General features: G+C 56.3%; 17 protein-coding genes and 1 pseudogene. 10 read left to right on the top strand and 8 right to left on the bottom strand.

From position 1 onward, the window contains the following. Nucleotides 1-460 precede the first annotated feature (460 nt). The gene (locus tag GA0061101_RS31220) at nucleotides 461-1189 is read left to right on the top strand and encodes an SNIPE associated domain-containing protein (RefSeq protein WP_051043305.1); all 729 of its coding nucleotides are present in this window, start codon (nucleotides 461-463) and stop codon (nucleotides 1187-1189) included. Here the strand turns inward: GA0061101_RS31220 and tnpC are convergent, their stop codons facing one another. From tnpC to tnpA, 3 genes are read right to left on the bottom strand one after another with little or no spacing between them, the layout of a single operon-like run. Next, nucleotides 1190-2755 (bottom strand): IS66 family transposase, encoded by a 1566-nt coding sequence (gene tnpC / locus GA0061101_RS31215; protein WP_004118315.1) that lies wholly within the window; start codon nucleotides 2753-2755, stop codon nucleotides 1190-1192. It lies immediately after the preceding gene. Nucleotides 2756-2809: 54 nt separating this feature from the next. Beyond that, nucleotides 2810-3163 carry an IS66 family insertion sequence element accessory protein TnpB gene (gene tnpB / locus GA0061101_RS31210; RefSeq protein WP_004118312.1) on the bottom strand — a complete coding sequence of 118 codons (354 nt, stop codon included), beginning with the start codon at nucleotides 3161-3163 and terminating at the stop codon, nucleotides 2810-2812. Then, entirely contained in the window at nucleotides 3144-3566 is a 423-nt protein-coding gene (gene tnpA, locus GA0061101_RS31205) for an IS66-like element accessory protein TnpA (RefSeq protein ID WP_240535431.1), read from the bottom strand. The genes tnpB and tnpA overlap by 20 nt, the downstream gene beginning before the upstream one ends. Here tnpA and GA0061101_RS31200 point away from each other — a divergent pair. Continuing rightward, nucleotides 3453-4397, top strand: a complete 945-nt coding sequence (locus GA0061101_RS31200) for a GIY-YIG nuclease family protein (RefSeq protein ID WP_240535430.1) — start codon at nucleotides 3453-3455, stop codon at nucleotides 4395-4397. The genes tnpA and GA0061101_RS31200 overlap by 114 nt on opposite strands. A 244-nt stretch (nucleotides 4398-4641) precedes the next feature. Here the strand turns inward: GA0061101_RS31200 and GA0061101_RS31195 are convergent, their stop codons facing one another. Further along, nucleotides 4642-5364: a hypothetical protein gene (locus GA0061101_RS31195; RefSeq protein WP_245276698.1), complete on the bottom strand. Its 723-nt coding sequence runs from the start codon at nucleotides 5362-5364 to the stop codon at nucleotides 4642-4644. A gap of 551 nt (nucleotides 5365-5915) precedes the next feature. Between GA0061101_RS31195 and GA0061101_RS31190 the strand changes: the two genes are divergently transcribed. Beyond that, a complete protein-coding gene (locus tag GA0061101_RS31190) occupies nucleotides 5916-6326 on the top strand; it encodes a helix-turn-helix domain-containing protein (RefSeq protein ID WP_004118308.1) in 411 nt (136 codons plus the stop codon). 327 nt (nucleotides 6327-6653) lie between these two features. Here GA0061101_RS31190 and GA0061101_RS31180 read toward each other — a convergent pair whose 3' ends face one another. Next, nucleotides 6654-7688: an IS110 family RNA-guided transposase gene (locus tag GA0061101_RS31180; RefSeq protein WP_004118306.1), complete on the bottom strand. Its 1035-nt coding sequence runs from the start codon at nucleotides 7686-7688 to the stop codon at nucleotides 6654-6656. Between the two features lie 114 nt (nucleotides 7689-7802). Here GA0061101_RS31180 and GA0061101_RS31175 point away from each other — a divergent pair. From GA0061101_RS31175 to GA0061101_RS31160, 4 genes and pseudogenes are all read left to right on the top strand, one after another. Continuing rightward, a pseudogene (locus GA0061101_RS31175) lies at nucleotides 7803-8330 on the top strand (IS630 family transposase); the annotation flags it as partial. Beyond that, complete coding sequence (locus tag GA0061101_RS31170) at nucleotides 8246-9607, top strand: hypothetical protein (protein WP_240535429.1); 1362 nt, start codon at nucleotides 8246-8248, stop codon at nucleotides 9605-9607. The pseudogene GA0061101_RS31175 and the gene GA0061101_RS31170, both read left to right, overlap by 85 nt. A gap of 36 nt (nucleotides 9608-9643) precedes the next feature. Continuing rightward, the gene (locus tag GA0061101_RS31165; RefSeq protein WP_004118303.1) at nucleotides 9644-9964 is read left to right on the top strand and encodes a hypothetical protein; all 321 of its coding nucleotides are present in this window, start codon (nucleotides 9644-9646) and stop codon (nucleotides 9962-9964) included. Between the two features lie 32 nt (nucleotides 9965-9996). Continuing rightward, a complete protein-coding gene (locus tag GA0061101_RS31160) occupies nucleotides 9997-10320 on the top strand; it encodes a hypothetical protein (protein ID WP_004118301.1) in 324 nt (107 codons plus the stop codon). 392 nt (nucleotides 10321-10712) lie between these two features. On the opposite strand, the gene GA0061101_RS31150 is transcribed toward GA0061101_RS31160, so the two are convergent. The 3 genes from GA0061101_RS31150 to GA0061101_RS31140 form a co-directional block, all read right to left on the bottom strand. After that, nucleotides 10713-11303 carry a DUF433 domain-containing protein gene (locus GA0061101_RS31150; protein WP_004118299.1) on the bottom strand — a complete coding sequence of 197 codons (591 nt, stop codon included), beginning with the start codon at nucleotides 11301-11303 and terminating at the stop codon, nucleotides 10713-10715. Between the two features lie 81 nt (nucleotides 11304-11384). Continuing rightward, complete coding sequence (locus GA0061101_RS31145; RefSeq protein WP_004118296.1) at nucleotides 11385-12674, bottom strand: type II toxin-antitoxin system HipA family toxin; 1290 nt, start codon at nucleotides 12672-12674, stop codon at nucleotides 11385-11387. Beyond that, entirely contained in the window at nucleotides 12674-13021 is a 348-nt protein-coding gene (locus GA0061101_RS31140; protein WP_004118293.1) for a helix-turn-helix domain-containing protein, read from the bottom strand. The genes GA0061101_RS31145 and GA0061101_RS31140 overlap by 1 nt, the downstream gene beginning before the upstream one ends. Nucleotides 13022-13293: 272 nt before the next feature. On the opposite strand from GA0061101_RS31140, the gene GA0061101_RS31135 reads away from it, so the two are divergent. The 3 genes from GA0061101_RS31135 (at nucleotide 13294) to GA0061101_RS31125 (ending at nucleotide 16199) form a co-directional block, all read left to right on the top strand. Further along, a complete protein-coding gene (locus GA0061101_RS31135; RefSeq protein WP_004118290.1) occupies nucleotides 13294-13947 on the top strand; it encodes a DUF433 domain-containing protein in 654 nt (217 codons plus the stop codon). Further along, a complete protein-coding gene (locus GA0061101_RS39610) occupies nucleotides 13944-14360 on the top strand; it encodes a hypothetical protein (protein WP_004118284.1) in 417 nt (138 codons plus the stop codon). The genes GA0061101_RS31135 and GA0061101_RS39610 overlap by 4 nt, the downstream gene beginning before the upstream one ends. A 195-nt stretch (nucleotides 14361-14555) precedes the next feature. Next, complete coding sequence (locus GA0061101_RS31125) at nucleotides 14556-16199, top strand: MFS transporter (RefSeq protein WP_004118282.1); 1644 nt, start codon at nucleotides 14556-14558, stop codon at nucleotides 16197-16199. The last annotated feature ends 143 nt before the right edge of the window (nucleotides 16200-16342 follow it).

Genomic DNA, 16342 nt, shown 5'->3' with positions numbered 1-16342 from the left:
TTGCGCGGTGAACTTGAAGGCCTCACTCAAGCGGATGCTGCGTCTATGCGATGAAAGCCTGCCGTTCTTTCCATTGACCTAAAGGATCGAGACCCAGAATTACCTTATCGAAGCCAAATTGGATATGCTGGCCGCTTCCCAGAACAAAGCGGTATGGGTGAGCTGGCAGGAACTGCAACCAATACCTCGTCATCAAGCCGCAAGGCTTCCGCGAGTTGTTTGAGCCATAAACTCTGCTCCTGGATGCGTAAGACACCGAGATACATGGGTAAGATGATCATCTTCGCAGATCTCCGTTCCTGGCGCAGCTCTGCACAGCTCGCATCATTCGGGACGCGGCACCTGCTCAGTCGGCAGGCGAAATTAAACCGCTGCACAACTAATGTTATCCGTAACATCCGCTTGCAAAGTCGAGATCGCAGCTTAACGTCCTCATCCAGGGGTGGCAGGGGAGTTCATAATGACAAGCGGTCAAATCATTGGGCTTGTATTTATCATTGGGTTTCCGCTTTGGGCGATTGTTGCGAGCGTCATTGCGTGGAAACAGTCCATACGCAAAAAACGTGCCGAGGGCAGCGTGCGTGCGTTGGAAGTAAAATATAGCCCTATCCTAAATGAGGAAGCAGAAGTCCAGCGACTACGCGATATCGCGAATTCAGTCTCAGTGGACATTTCAAATTTGAGGTCTTCCTATAACGAAAAGAAAGCGATCTTCGACCGCCTCGCAAAGGAGGTAGCGATTTTCGATGAGAAATTGGCGTTCGCCGAGATGGGCGTATATGAGCCTCATTTCGATTACACCGACAGTGAGCAGTACAAACAAACGATCATTGAGAACCGCGAGACCCAGAAACGGATGGTTTCGAACAAGATCGCTGCAATCGCAAAAACGGAGTGGACGGTTAGTGGCAGTAAGGCCAAGGGCCAGACGATGAACAATCGCAACGTGAAGCTCGCGCTCAGAGCTTTCAACAACGAGTGCGATGCAGCGGTCGCAAATGTCCGCTGGAACAATGCGAACGCGATGGAAAAGCGGATCGTCAACGCTCGCCAGCAAATAGACAATCTGAACGCTACGAACGACGTCCATATTACCGATGAGTATCTAAAACGTAAACGCTCATTTCCCTGCACGTTGACGCCCGCGATTCCGGCGCGGTGTTCGACTTGGGAACGGTTTCTGCGTTGATCAGGCCGCTGCGGCCTTTGGAAAGTTGAATGGCAGCAGGTCAGAGATGTCGGCGTCGTCGGCGCGCTGCGGCAACTCGGTGAGGACGTGGCGCAAGTAGGCCAGTGGCTCGACGCCGCAAGCCCGGCATGTCAGCATGAGGCTGTAGACCACGGCGCTGGCCTTTGCTCCATCGACGGTGTCGCTGAACAGCCAGCTTTTTCTGCCAGTTGCAAAAATCCTGATGTCACGCTCCAGAAGGTTGTTGTCGATCGGCATCCTGCCATCATTTGTGTAACGCGTCAGATATTCCCATTGGTTCAGCGTGTAGGAGATGGCATCGCCAAGCTTGCTGTCCGGCAAGACCTTCGGGGCGATTTCATCGAGCCATTTTTTCAGGGCATTCAGGATGGGAACGCTATGTTCCTGGCGAAAGCGGCGAATGCAATGATCTCGCGTTTCGCCGTCATCCGGTATTTCGTCGCGCGCTTGCTTTTCAATCCGGTAGAGTTGTTCGAAGAACTTGAGGGCCTGCTCCGGTGGGCCGCCGGGTTTGTTTCTCGTCTTGAGAGCATTGACAAACCGCCGTCTTGAATGGGCCATACATCCAATGTGGGTGGCCCCCTCCAGCGTGCGCCAGGCGGAATAACCATCGCTCATCAATATGCCGCGGTAATCGCCGAGAAAGGCCTGCGGATAGATCTGTCCGCGGCCCGGCTGATAATCGAGAAGCACGATCGGCTCGGCACTGTCCTCACCGCTGCGATAAGCCCACATGAAGGATGTGTCGGTGGCCGCTCTGTCCTTTTCCTTCAGGACCTGAACAGTCGTCTCGTCGCCATGGATGAGAGACTGTGATCGAAGCCGCAGCTTCAGCGCGTCATAGATGCGGACGAGATGCTTCTCGCTCGAGCCGATCACCCAGTGCCCCAGAGCACCGCGGCTGACAGGAACGCCGGCGCGCTCGAAGGCCTGTGCCAGACGATAGAGTGGCGTGCCATCGACATATTTGTGCACCAACGCGAAGGCTAGCGTCGAGGCCGTGGCAATGCTGCCCGGCAAGGGTTGCGCGGGCATCGGCGCAATGATGACCGGCGTGTTGATGCCGGTGCGGTCGCAATTCCGGCAGGCATATTTGAACCGCACATTCTGAAGGACCTTTGCCTTCACCTCGATATGAAGCTGCTCGCTAACGGCCTCACCCATGCGATGCATTTGGTGATGGCAGCAGGGGCAAGCCTTCTGATCGTCGGGCAGGTCATATTCGACGCGTTCGCGCGGCAGGTTTTCCGGTAACGGTCGGCGGCCGCGCTTCTTGCCTTCCTGCTTTTCTGCCGGCGGCAAGCCGGTGTCCGGAAGATCGACGACATCGCCTTCTTCGCTGTCATCCTCACCGGCGACCTGTTCGGCTTCATTGAAGAGGCGATCAATGTGCTTTTCGCTCTTCGGCGCAAAACGATGTGAGCGAGCAAGCGCCAGCTCTTCCTCGAGTTTGACGACGCGCTCGGCAAGTTGACGGTTTTCCGCCTGCAGCGCGGCAATGCGCGCCATCAGCTCCTCAACAGTCGGTTCGCCAGTTCGATTCATCAGATTCTTGAATCGAAAGCATGCCGCCGCGTCAACCGCTCAATTCGATATCCTTCAGCCAGCGACTTGATATTGCCGCACCGGATGGCGAACCATCGCGTCAATGTCGATGCCGTCGAGAATCCAGTGGAGCTGCTCGGTCGAAAGCGTCACCACCGCAGTCTCCCGGCGTGGCCATCGGAACCTGTCTTCCGTCAAGCGCTTCAGGACCATCACAAAACCGGACCGATCGAAGAACAACAACTTCATCCGGTCGCGGCGGCGATTGCAAAACGCAAAGATCGCAGGCGCGAACGGGTCAAGCTCCATCACCTCCTGCACCAGGACCGCAAGGCTGTTGATGCCGGCGCGAAAGTCGATCGGTTCGCGATGCAGATAGACGTTGAGATCAGCGCCCAGTCTGAACATGGCCGAGAGCTCCGATGATTGCCGTCAATGCATCCACATCACCGCATTCCAGCGTCAGCTTCACGCCATTCGGCAAAGCCGCGCTCACCTTGGCTGGGAGTGGCGACGACCTCGACAGCCGCTCCTCACCAGGCAAAGCAGGCCAGCCCACCGAACTGCTCTGCATCGGCAAACTGTGCTGCGCAGCGCTGACTTGAACCGGAATGAACGCCGACAGCGCAGGTGGCGGCAAAGCAACGGCGTCCTTGGCCGTCTTTATCCATTTCCGAAGAAGGTTGGCATTGATCCCATGTTCAAGCGCAAGCCGCGATACCGACACGCCGGGCTCCAGGCAGGCAGCAACCAGCCGCTCTTTCGACGCCGGATCGTATCGACGGCGGCCGTTGCGCAAAATCCGCCTCACCGCCAGTTTCTGTTCATCGCTCTCAATCACGTGGTGTCCACCTCCGTTAAGTGGACACTTCATGCCAAAACACGCTCAATGCAAAAAGGTGCGGCGAAATTCGCGCTTACTCTAAAACAGAAACTCGTCGAGTTGCAGGTCACCCACGAATACCGTGAAAAGCTGAAGGCCGAGCGGGAGGAACGCGCCGAGATGGCCCGCGCTGCGCGAGAGGAACAGAAGCTGCTTCGGGACATGGAAAGAGCGGAAGAGGAGGAGAATCGCTATCTGCGCCTTCTCGACAAAGCCAAATCCGATGCGAATGAGGCCGCCGCCGACCAAATTGGAGCATACGACGAAAAGATCCGGATGCTGGAAAAAGACCTAGCTGATGCCCACGCGAAGTTTGAGCGTGCGCAGGCGATGGCCGAGAAGACGCGGTCGGGATATGTCTACATTATCTCGAATATAGGTTCTTTCGGCGAAGAGGTCGTAAAGATTGGTCTGACCAGGCGCCTGGATCCAGCCGATCGCGTCCGCGAACTTGGTGACGCCGGCGTCCCGTTTGTCTTTGATACTCATGCAATCATCTACAGCGACGACGCTCCCGCCCTTGAGAGAGCGCTTCACAACGAATTCCAGAAGACCCGCATCAACGCTCAAAACTTTCGCAAAGAATTCTTCAGAGTGTCGATTGACGAGGTCGAGCGGGCGGTAGCGAGGCTCGCGCCTGGTGCACCATTCTTTAAAGACGTTGAGGCTCAGGAATACCGCGAAACCCTCGCTCGTCGAAACGCCATGTTGGCAGCTGTAGAGCCAATTGAATTGGTTGCATTTCCGGCAAGCATTTAGAACACCGACTCCACGCGAATGTGTCCTCCTGGCACCTCGTCCACCTGCCAACCCGCTGCGATGGCGCGATCGACCAGAGCAGTTTGAGCGCATCCCGGCAGACTGCTCAAAGAGAGCTTGGATGTCGGCGAGAAACGTTCGCTGCCAAGCTGTCATGTTTTGTCGAAGCAAGGCCACTTGGATGTCTTTTTGCAGGTTTCCTGCCGGGTCCATTAGAATTGTCACGTGGCATGCGCAGCGATCTTCAAGCTCTTCGTCCTGACTTCGCTGCCGAGAGCGAGGCTGTCGCCTGCTCGACGGATTTAATGAACGCGCTGTAAACTTCGTGTGTCAACCATTCGTGCCGAGTGCTCTGCAGGCGGTTGAAACGCTTCATCTGCGAATGAAGTCGTTCGAACCTGTCCGCCTCCATCAAAGTGAGAGGACGCGCACGGCGACCATCAACGTGTCGTCGAGCAACAGCACCGATGGAGCGAGCATCAAAGTTTTCGGCACCTACCCTGCTCTTCAGCTGCTCCGTCAACGTGTACCAGCGATCCCGAATATCATCATACATCTGATCAACGGAAAGAGTGGGGAGGGTTGCTTCGACATTTTCGACAGAACCGTCGGATTCGACCGACTGTGCCAACGACCGGCTCCCCTCGGTAATAGCCAAGTCTTGGGTCGTGATGTTGATGTCCTGTGTCGTACGCCTCAGACTTTCCAATTGCTCGGCAATTGAGTGCAGTTGTATCTGCAACTCGTCCACCCAACCCGTGGAATTTCTCAGGGCTTCCTGCGTCTTGTGAAAATCGGTTGCGATTATTTTGAAATCATGCACGGCTGACGTGATTCCAAAAAGCTTGACCGCCACTTCGCCCAAGGTAGTTTTTAACACGCCAAACGGTCCGAGAATGACGATGGCTGTCAACGCGACAGACGGCCATGCTATTCGGGCAACGAAGTCGAGAATTTCATGCGGCATGGTATCGTGCGTTCCCATTTAACTGTTGTCATTCGAGATAGATTGCCCAGTTCAATACGGCCATTTATCGATTCGCGCTATGCGAGCCTACATCACATGCTTGGCGGGCGTTTTTGCGATTTTGGGTGCCCCGATAATTCCCGGCCATGTGGACCAGTTGGGCGCGGAAATCTGGATTGGCGGCGAAGTAACGACATGCATTGAGGGTACCGTCACTCTCTGAAATTCGGATCGATATCTAAAGAGCTGGAGCGGGGGCGCCCATCAGGATGAAAAAACCACGAGGGCGGCAAGCGTCGAAATGCAGTAACCCGACGCAATATAAAGCAGCCAACACTGAAAAAAGCTGTGCGCAATGCTCATTGTAGGTCTCAGAATGGGTATATCTGGTAATCGGTAATATATTATCTCCTTAAGTGCTTGATCTTGGGAGACGTTTATCCATGCGCGGCTATCGTTCTGGCTCTAATACCAATCGGCATTGCTGCTGACTCTTGAGGGTTCACAAAACGCGATGAATCTGAATCCATGGTGCAAACGGGAGGTTTGCCATGGGATCAGCACTTCGGCTTCGGACGGATTATGTTGGCGATGACTTGCGCAAGGCGGCGCGGCTGTCGAAAGATGCCGCTCAGACGCGGCGGCTTCTGGCTCTCGCGCAGATTTATGATGGAGCGACGCGCGGCGAGGCCGCGAGAGTTGGTGGCGTGACTGTGCAGATCGTGCGGGACTGGGTCGAGCGCTTTAACACGCAAGGCCCTGAGGGTCTTTTAAACGTGAAGGCTCCGGGCAAGCGTCCGAAACTCAACGACGATCAGCGCCAGGAGCTTCGTCGTCTTGTGGAGAAGGGGCCGATCCCGGCGATTCACGGCGTTGTGCGCTGGCGGTTGAAGGACCTGGCACGCTTGATATTCGAGGACTATCGGATATCGCTGGACGAAAGCACGTGGGACGTGAGTTGAAGGCCATGGGCTTTGCCAAGCTGTCTGCCCGTCCTCGCCACTATGCCCAGAACGAATTGGCGGTGGAGGATTTTAAAAAACGTATGGCCCGCCCGTCTGCAAGAAGATTTTACGGTGTTCTGATCAGTCTGCGTCAACGTATACGGTCTCATGGGTCGCCCCCATGGCCAAGATGGACATCCGCGCGTCTAGAGCCCCATAAGTTTCTCGGCATCATGTGCCATTTTTTAAACCGGGCTTTCCAAACGCCGATCGACTGTCAGGCCATCTTCACGATCCTTCCTGCAAACCTCATTGGGCTACGTGCGATAGCATGTTCCGACCCAATTATGCCGTCGCTACCAGGTAACCGCGTTCGAAGCGTGTCTCTTTGCGTAAAGCGGCCCAAGCGATACGCGCCAGCTTGTTGGCCAACGCCACCACCACTGCGTTCCGATGCACGCCTCTCTCGATCATTGCTGTCAGCCATCGCCCCAAAGGAGTGTCGCTTTTTGAAAGCGATGGCAATGCCGCACGCGCGCCATGGATGAGCAAAGTGCGCAGATAGGTGTTGCCACGCTTGGATATCCCAAGCAGCCGTGCCTTGCCGCCCGTGCTGTATTGTCTCGGAACCAACCCAAGCCAGGAGCCAAGGTCTCGGGCCTTGGCAAAGCTGCTTGCATTACCCACGGCCGCGACCAAAGCCGTCGCGTTGAGCACCCCAATGCCAGGGATCGAGGTCAACCTGCGTGTGGCGGCATCGTTGCGCGCCAGTTGGACAAACTCATCGTTCAGCGCCCCAATCTTCGCGTCGAGCTCTTTCCATTCGGCACGCAGCCCGTCAATCAGCTGACGCATGCGGGGCGACAAGGTCTCATTGCCCTCGGAACGCATGCGATCCAAATCAAGCTCGAACTTTCGCCTGCCAGCAGGAAAGATCACCCCGCGTTCCAGCAAGATCGCTCGCAATTGGTTGAGAAGGTTCGTTCGTTCGGCTACGAGGCGCGAACGCACCCGATGCAACGTCTGGATATCTAACTGCTCCTGGCTCTTGAGTTCAACGAAACGCATTGTCGGCCGTGAAGCGGCCTCCGCGATCCCCTCCGCATCGCGGTCATCGTTCTTCTGCGCTTTGATATATGGGCGAACGTATTCGGGCGACATCAACCGGATCTGGTGGCCTTGCGCCATAAACAGGCGTCCCAGATGATGCGCGCCGCAACATGCTTCCATTGCGACCACACAGGCCGGAAGCTTCGTCACATAGTCGATCAGCGTCTGCCGGCGCATTGTACGACGAACGACCACGGCACCGGCCGCATCGACGCCAACTATGCTGCAAGAGTTCTTGCCCAGATCAACACCGAGGATAGCAATAGACATTCGCTCGTTCCTTTCTCTTTCCCGATATCAGCATCCTACTCGATGCTGGGTGAAAGGGCGGGCCATTCCATAAGTTTCCCGGAAGAGATCAGCGCGATCAGCAAGACCCTCGCTCCAGGCACAGAAATAGAGCTGTGGTGGCAAGATGAAGCCCGCATCGGGCAAAAGAACAAGATGACGCGGCGATGGGCGCAACGGGGAACGCGTCCATCGGCCCCCCACGATCAGCGAACGCTATGGACCTACATATTCGGGGCGATCTGCCCGAAGAAGGGTAAGGGTGCAGGCATTGTCATGCCCTGGTGCGACACAGAGGCAATGAACGCGCACCTTCAGGAAATCAGCCGCGAGGTCGATAACGGTGCGCACGCGGTTCTGATCCTCGATCAGGCGGGTTGGCATTCATCGGCCAAGCTGATCGTGCCGGAAAACATCACCCTGCTCTTCCTGCCGCCGCGATCCCCAGAACTGAATCCTGTTGAAAATGTCTGGCAATTCCTGCGCGACAACTGGCTGTCGAACCGCGTCTTCACATCCTACGACGACATCGTCAATCATTGCTGCGCCGCTTGGAACAAGCTGGTCGACCAGCCCTGGAAGATCATGTCAATCGGAATGCGCGACTGGGCACATCGGTTCTGACCAATGCCGATTGGTATAATGACTACCTTTTCAACAAAGGTGACTGGTTCGCAACGCAAGAGGCGTGGAGGCAAAAGCTGATTGCTACTGTCGAGGCCAAGAATGGCGACGAGCTTCTCAATACGTCTACCACCGATCTGGCTCGTTACCTTGTGAGCGAATTCGCGTTCGAGGTTCCCACGATTTACCCAGATGATTTGGTGGTCGACCAACGGGAAGCTCAAATCGATATCAGTCAGGATCAAAACAGGTGGATAGATGACCGTTCGCGCCCGCATTACATTACTGGAACGGCAGTTGACGTCGAGCTGCCTTTCACCGGCGATAAAGTCGGATTTGATATCCAGCCCACGACCAGCAATTTCAACAATCCCCGGGCGCATGTGGACGATGGCGTTATCTCGTTTTCCATCGCGGGAACCGATCTTACGGCAGAGCGCGTGAGGCAGCAGATCGATGGAATGGTTGCATCGATCAATCTGCATTTGAGCTGGTTGACAAATGACGCGCAGGCCTACAACGCGAGCCTAGGGGACTTAGCGATGAGAACAATTGACCATCGCAAGGAAAAACTTCTCCGAGGCAAATCGCTTCTTGCTGGGTTGGGTTTTAAAATGAAGGAGCGCCCCGGCGCGAGCCAAACGTTCGCAGTTCCTTCCGTCCGTCGTACCATTCATCCTTCTGTCCCAAGGCCCGTTGCTTCTCGCGATCCGTACAAGCCAGAGCCTATTCTCACCCCAGAAGACTATGAGCATGTTCTATTGGTGATGGAGAATATGGTCGGCGTCATGGAGCAAAGCCCCGGGGCGTTCCGGGAAATCGATGGAGAGAGCTTGCGGACCCATTTTCTAGTCCAGCTCAATGGGCATTTTGCCGGCGATGCGACGGCCGAAACTTTCAACTATGAAGGAAAGTCCGACATTCTGATCAAAGTCGATAGGAAAAATATCTTTATTGGCGAATGCAAATTCTGGACCGGCGAAAAGGGCTATCTGGAAACCCTTGATCAGGTGCTTTCTTATCTTAGCTGGCGAGATACAAAAGCAGCGGTCCTTATCTTTAATCGGAATAAGGATTTCAGCGCCGTCCTTGCGAAGATCGGAGAGGTTACTCCAGCGCACCCCAAATTCAAGAAGCTGGTCCAGAAACGTTCTGAGAGCAGTTGGACCTACTTGTTCGGGCACAAGGATGATGCCAACCGTGAGCTTACGATCACCGTGCAAGGGTATAATGTTCCGGAGCTGATAAAGCCACGCATTTTAATATTACCGGGTTGAAAATGACTGCGTGCCGGGATCAATGGAGGGCCGTCGATGTCTGAGGCGAAGAAAGAGCAACTACGGGCTCAAATCGCGTATTTTAACGGTGTAGCGATCTCGATCTTGGCAGTCGGTGGCTTCTCAACCTTTATTTCTCTGTCGATTGAAAGGGTTCAGCCCAATTGGATTCCCTACGCAATGGCCGTCAGCAGCCTAATAGTTTCCGTTTTAGTGCATAAAGTCGCGGCGCTATCGGCACGGCAGCTTGGCCACTTGATGGACGAAGAGAAGCGGCTTAGTGCTCCTCTTTTTGAAGCCAGCAGCTTGCCCAAAGTTGAGATCAGCGAGACTCGGCCAGTTCACTCTGACCGGTAGCAATCTTCTGGCGCGATCTACACTTAACCAGAATGCTGCCTGGTCGTCAGCGTTTCAATAAGCCTGCAGAAGAACGCAGCGCATCAGCGCGCGATCGCTACAACGCGTGGCTCGACAAAATCGATGGCGAAACATTAACCAAGGCGAAGAAGGAAATTTTGCGCGCTCGCGCCCGAATGACGAGAGCGATGTTCGACATCGAGCTCGCGGAAGCTTTTAGAGCCGAGAGCGGCATCCCAGCACACCATATCGACACCTTGTTGCATGAAGAATGCGGGCTCGACCACAAGCACATTTCGGTCGCTCAACCGGGCACCGTCTCTTTTGCAATAATCATTTTGGCTTTTCCGCACTAAACGAACTAAATGCATTTTCGAACATGATTAATCGGCAGACGAGCCTGGCCAGGCAGGTTTGGCAGTCTTCTTAAACGGGTCCAGGATTGTGACGCCCGCCCTTGAAAATCAGCGGTGTTTCGGGTGACGACGACAAGGTCATTTACCTGCGCCGTCGCGGCCAAACCGATAACGTCGGAATCTTGTCCGATTGTCCCGGCATTTGCCCCCACCGGCGGGCGACAGCCTCGTCGGTGTTCCGCTTTCTCTCGATGCTTTTCGGAACCTCTCGAACCGAGATCACGCTGATCGCGAGATCAGTATCGTCAACCGTATCGAGGCCGCCACATTTTCGTGCGGCTCGGGTCGACCGATTTCCTTTAAGACATTTGTATGGAGCAGATATTTCAAGCTCAGTCATCCAACGCGCTAAGATCGGCTGCGCGCATGGCGGCTTTTGCCGTTTGCTTCGGATACGGCCGCCCCGCCTTCGGATGCGCCTCCGCATAGACTCCCGCGGAAACGACCTGTTGCTCCTTCAAGGAGGGATAGTCGCGAAGGACATCTTTGACAGTCGCGCCGGCGTCGAGGAGAGCGGCAATCCGATGCGCCTCGATTTGCGTTCCCCGGATTAGCGGTTCCTTGCCGGATAGGTCGATTTGAGCAGTGAGCTTGTCGAGTTCCTTCAGCTTACGCTCGACGAAGACCAGGTGCTGACCAATGTCGTAGCGCTGTTTACCGAACACGACCTCTTTCGCGTGACCGCGTTTGAGAGAGCTTCGCAACGCCTCGTAGAATTCGGACTGGCTCTTGGGTGTCAGCGCCTGTTTGAGTTCGTCATAGGCATGGAGAAATACCAGCTCGGCTTGACCGAACTGCCTAATATTCCGACCGCCTCGCTTCACGAGTTGCGGCTTGATCGGCGCGCGCTCGACAACCTTTTTGAAAGTGTCTAGAGGCGCATCAACCACAAAAGCCGCTTGTGCCGTTGTCAGATGTTCCATCCTATTGCCCTTTCTAATCCACCCCCAAACATAGGGGTGAATTAGAGAGAGTGCAAGGCCCGGACCGACGTGAGCCAAAGACTACGATTGACGCCGCACTTCGTCCACCAGGCTCAGCGTGCCAAGGCGATCAAGAAGCTGCTTTGCTTTCTTTTCCCCCAGTAGTTTAGGCGCCGATGTCGGCCAATGCTCCAGCGCACGCCTGACTGTCGCAACGACCTCGCGTGTGATCAGCTTCGCGTCCAGGCGAAGAAAACTTGCGACCCTCTCAAAGCGATGCAGGTTCACGCTTTCGAAGCTGTGGGTTTTGACGAACCTCAGCGCCATAGTGTCGGACGGCATGTAAAGAACGGTCGGGACAATATCGTAGGCCGGCGACAGCCGGATTTCGCCAGGTGCCGGGAAACGGAAAGACCAGTTCTTGAGATGGTTGTCGCCATTGCCTAAAAGCACGTCTGCAACTACCCTGCGGATGGCTTCCAATATGTCATCGCGATGGTCGGTGCTGAAGCGGCGCACCATGTTGATGATGGTCTCGGTCGTCGCCATCGTATATTTTCGATCGCCGATCGCTCCTAGAATTTGGGCTGCGTCTTCGATGTGAATGCGACGATCATCGTCGGCACGGTCGAAGCGATCGACGACGAGAACGCGCTCACCATGAGCCAACAGTTCCGCAGGGATGCCGCTGATCGCGGTGCTGGAGACAAGCCGGCAGTTTGCTGTCCGCACGCCGATCGTCCTTGCCATCTGCATGGCCGCATGTTCAGCTTCCGGCAGCCCTGGGTATCGCTCGCTTGCCACCTTGATGATGCAGCGGCCGGTGTTACCGCGACCGGGAACCGTCAATCTGTCGCCCTCGACGTTGGCCGTGAACTTGAGCTGCACACCGGCGAGCGAGAATTTGACCGTGCCATCGGGCAGCGGGACATCCACACCATCTTTCTTTTCAATGGTGATCGGGCCGGCTGACGCTGGAACCGCTGTTTCGGGGACGACGAGGATTGCGCCGGGGAGATCGCCGCCGAGGCGGGTCAGGACGTCGAACTCATCGTGATCGCCCGGCCCCATCTCGTTCAACACGAGGTCCCTGAGGGCGCCCTCTGGAAGCAATCCTGAAAACCATGGTGGCAATGTGCCGTGAAGCCCAATTTTGTCCCCACGCCGCGCCAGACGATTGCGTGTGCCCTCGTCATCGTCAGGATCGAACCAGCCCAGGCTCAAAATTGGCCGCCTTGGATCCCGCAGGAACGTTTCCGCAACGACAAACGCGACCGCGCCGTCACTATCGCGCGTCAGGGTCCCTACCCTCACCTTCCCGATGTTCTGATCCAGAAGATGGACGCCAAGGATCGCCGAAGATTTCGCCATCACGGTTCCCCATTGTCGTCTTCATCGAGATCGACGAAAAGTTCCTCAAATGCGCTGGCCGCCGTACCTTTATTCTGGTGTTCTCTAGCATCGCCAATCAACTGCCTCACTTCCCCCATCCGGGACTTCGGCAGCAGGACCGGCACAAGGTCGAGGGCATCGCAGATTTCGGCAAACAGCGTCAGTCGATCCCTACCCCGTCGATCGGTTGCAAGGTCCCTTTCGAGTTCCGATATTCGTGCCCGGTCCCGGCCGAGCCTTGTCGCAAGTGCAGGCTGGCTGAGACCGCGTCGTTTGCGGGCGGCCAGCAGTTGCTCGCCAAGAGTATTGAAAATCGTAGTGCTCATGCGGAATATCGCTCGCCTGCTGGCCGGTGTCCGGAATTTCGTATGACTCTAAGATAAAGCAAAATGCGGAATTCCGCTAGAGGACGTCATAAGGAGCGAAATAGCGCACCAATATAACGATTGCCCAGCGGCGATTTCGATCTTGGCTCGTCCTCATCAACCCAATGCCTCAAGTCCAACCGGCGACCGCCGATCCGTCCCAGGCCTTGATATCGCCCCCAACAAGTTATATATTCCGACCCATCGGAAGAATTAATACCGATGGCTCAACCATGCCAGCAGTTGCCGAGATGCTGAAGGCGAGCGAGGCTGCCGTTGTCTCGCGCGTGAGCCTGCGCGACGTCAATCGCGTTATCGACGAGCACATCTTGCCGGAAGCGTTCATATCGCTCGACAACGGTCGTCATGTCCTCGCCGGAGCCTGCTCGCTTATCACGTTTTACTTCGAAAGCGCCCGCCGCCTTACCTCGGAAGAACGCCTGTCTACTATCCGGACGGCGGAGGCCCGGCTTGCGAGAGCCCGCACCCTCCCGTGGTCCGCCCTGTTGCTTGAAGATTGGACCGTGCACCACGAGTTTCTGACGATCGATCTCATGCCCTTTATGAGGGGCGCGAGCGAGCGGCTGGACGACCTTGCCGCAGCACGGGAGGTCGTCACATCGTCGGCCGACATCCTTGGTGGGACGCCTGTCATTCGAGGCACCCGCGTTCCTGTCCATGATGTTGCCGCGTCCGTATCCGCGGGCAATTCCACGGAGCGCATTCTCGAAACCTGGCCTGGCCTGGACAGAGAGAAGATCAGGCTCGCGACAATCTATGCGGAAGCTAATCCCTTGCGCGGGCGGCCCCGCGTGCTGGGCGAGCTTCCCGAAGGTTCGGTCATCCTCACAGATCGTCGCGTCCCCCGTCGCACGAAGGCGGGATGAAGTTTCTGATTGATGAGTGCCTCAGTCCTCAACTGGCTAAGATGGCGCTGGAAAAAGGTTATGGCGAAACGAGCCATGTCGTCTGGATGAAAACTGGGTGGCCTGAAAGACTGGGAGCTCACACCGATCATTCTTTAGGGCGACTGGACGTTCGTCACGAAGAACTCGGTCGACTTCCGCGGGCCGAAAGACAAGCCCGGGACGAAGGGGCAATATGCAGACGTTGCCATCCATGCCGGGCTGTCTACCTAAACCGCCCGCCCGGTATGGACCTCGATATGCAGATCGAGCTGTTCGAACAGGCTATGGCCGAACTCGACGACGATGACGATCTCGCCAATCGTGTGTTGGAAATTTCCCTCGGCGATGAGGACGAATTGCGCGTGCTCCGGTACGCACTTCCGAAGGGATAATCGTTCAGGAAGGAAAAACGGCATACAAGCTCAATAATAAGCCAGCAACGTGCTAGAACTGGTCGGACTGCCTGATACACTCCCGCTCAACGCAGGGTTCCTGCGCCAAGAACTCCAATAACGCCGAAATTCGTATCCGAGTTGCGGATAATCTGTGGCGTCACGGTGTCAATGCGAAGCTCAGAGCCATCAAGAATGCAGATCGAAGACGTCACCGCGCGCGGGCCAACCACCCTTGATCCGCTACGCAGTATAGCATTCCGTTCGATCTGGAGTTCCACGCAAGTCGCCAACCTGGGATGGCTGGTGCAAACCGTCACGATCAGTTGGCTCATGGCGACGATCTCCGCTTCGGATCTGATGGTCGCGCTTGTGCAGGCTTCAACGACGCTTCCGGCATTCATACTCTCCATTCCCGCCGGAGCAATCGCCGACACCTATAGCCGTCGATCGGTCATGATCACCGGGCTCTCATTGATTGCGCTCGCTTCCATCGTACTGGCGATTGCTGCCGCCTTCGGCTTCGTTAGTCCCTGGCTGATTCTAGGTCTGGGATTTGTCGCAGGCTGCGGCTTTGCGCTGAATGACCCCGCTTGGCATGCCTCGGTGGGCGATATCCTCGACAAGCGAGATATTCCGGCTGCGGTGACGCTTATGTCGGTCGGATACAACATGACGCGCAGCGTTGGACCGGCTTTGGGCGGAGCCATTCTCGCGTTCCTCGGTCCGTTGGCGGCCTTTCTCTTTGCCGCCTGCAGCAACTTAGCGCCTCTCGGCGCGGTGTTGCGCAACAAGTGGCACGTCCGCAAGTCTCCGCTGCCTGCAGAGCGAATTTCAACAGCAATCCATGACGGAATGCGGTTCACGGCGCTTTCTTCCGACATCCGGGCGGCGATCATACGTGCCACCCTTTTCGGCCTTGCCGCCATTGCCATACTTGCTCTTCTGCCGCTTGTCGCCCTCGATCGTTTGGCCGGCGGACCAATCATCTACGGCATACTGTTTGCCGGTTTCGGAACAGGCGCTTGCATCGCCGGACTGAACAACCGGCTCTTAAGGAGATTGATTCCTCAGGAATGGCTGATGGCGATCGCTTCCATCGCTTGCGCGTTTTGTTGCATCTCACTTGCCCTCACCTCCTCAGTACCTTTGGCGACACTTGCGCTTGTCATCGGAGGCGCCGGCTGGGTCATCACCTGGACCGGGTTCGACGTCTGGGTGCAATTGGCAAGTCCGCGCTGGGTCGTCGGCCGTACGCTCTCCATCTATTACGCATTCCTCTCCGGCGGCATGGCAGCCGGCAGTTGGATCTGGGGCACCGTCGCCCAGACCTATTCGCTTGCATCTTCTCTCGAACTTGCCGCAGCGGCCCTGTTACTCGTCGCCGCATCAGGGTTCGTCCTGCCGGTGCATCTGGCGGCCGAGGCAGACCAGCAGGGCTCGGTTTATCCGGCGCCAACGGTGGCGCTTGATCTGAAGCCCCGAAGCGGCCCGATTGCAGCGAGGACGGAATATGCCATAGACGACAGCGACCTGGACATCTTCCTCGATCACATGCGCACTCGAAGATACGCCCTGGCCCGGGCAGGCGCACGTGACTGGACGCTCCAGCGAAATCTTCGAAAGCCTTCCCGTTGGACAGAAACATTCCGCACGCCGACCTGGATGGATTTCCTGCGTTTGCATCATCGTCTCTCCCCGTGGGATCAGGAAGTCGTACAGCTTCTCGCCGCTTTGCATATGAGTGACAAGCCTCCGGAAACTGATCTTGTGATTGAGCGCACAACAGACACGCGACGGACCCGGAGCCAACCGGTCGCGCGCGTTTCGCGTCCATGAGGTGATCTTGCGATGAGGCCATTTATCGAGCAGCGGCAACGGTCCCATAATGGCGTCGGCCAGAAACAAAACCTCACGGTTCAGACTGTGGAGACTAGCCGCAAGCCGAACACAGCTCCTGGCCTGGGAGTGGCATCAACCCC

This window comes from Martinezella lusitana, assembly GCF_900094565.1.
GTDB lineage: Bacteria > Pseudomonadota > Alphaproteobacteria > Rhizobiales > Rhizobiaceae > Rhizobium > Rhizobium lusitanum.
Note: the sequence above shows the minus strand (reverse complement) of the source record. Positions and strands in the feature narration are given on the sequence as shown.

Coding starts and splice junctions, on each gene's coding strand:
- GA0061101_RS31180 (WP_004118306.1), bottom strand. CDS start 7,688: ATGTCTATTGCTATCCTCGGTGTTGATCTGGGCAAGAACTCTTGCAGC.
- GA0061101_RS31135 (WP_004118290.1), top strand. CDS start 13,294: ATGCCAGCAGTTGCCGAGATGCTGAAGGCGAGCGAGGCTGCCGTTGTC.
- GA0061101_RS31190 (WP_004118308.1), top strand. CDS start 5,916: ATGGGATCAGCACTTCGGCTTCGGACGGATTATGTTGGCGATGACTTG.
- tnpC (WP_004118315.1), bottom strand. CDS start 2,755: ATGAATCGAACTGGCGAACCGACTGTTGAGGAGCTGATGGCGCGCATT.
- GA0061101_RS31200 (WP_240535430.1), top strand. CDS start 3,453: ATGTTCAAGCGCAAGCCGCGATACCGACACGCCGGGCTCCAGGCAGGC.
- GA0061101_RS31220 (WP_051043305.1), top strand. CDS start 461: ATGACAAGCGGTCAAATCATTGGGCTTGTATTTATCATTGGGTTTCCG.
- GA0061101_RS31145 (WP_004118296.1), bottom strand. CDS start 12,674: ATGGCGAAATCTTCGGCGATCCTTGGCGTCCATCTTCTGGATCAGAAC.
- GA0061101_RS31140 (WP_004118293.1), bottom strand. CDS start 13,021: ATGAGCACTACGATTTTCAATACTCTTGGCGAGCAACTGCTGGCCGCC.
- GA0061101_RS31195 (WP_245276698.1), bottom strand. CDS start 5,364: ATGCCGCATGAAATTCTCGACTTCGTTGCCCGAATAGCATGGCCGTCT.
- GA0061101_RS31150 (WP_004118299.1), bottom strand. CDS start 11,303: ATGGAACATCTGACAACGGCACAAGCGGCTTTTGTGGTTGATGCGCCT.
- GA0061101_RS31165 (WP_004118303.1), top strand. CDS start 9,644: ATGTCTGAGGCGAAGAAAGAGCAACTACGGGCTCAAATCGCGTATTTT.
- GA0061101_RS31160 (WP_004118301.1), top strand. CDS start 9,997: ATGCTGCCTGGTCGTCAGCGTTTCAATAAGCCTGCAGAAGAACGCAGC.
- tnpB (WP_004118312.1), bottom strand. CDS start 3,163: ATGTTCAGACTGGGCGCTGATCTCAACGTCTATCTGCATCGCGAACCG.
- GA0061101_RS39610 (WP_004118284.1), top strand. CDS start 13,944: ATGAAGTTTCTGATTGATGAGTGCCTCAGTCCTCAACTGGCTAAGATG.
- GA0061101_RS31125 (WP_004118282.1), top strand. CDS start 14,556: ATGCAGATCGAAGACGTCACCGCGCGCGGGCCAACCACCCTTGATCCG.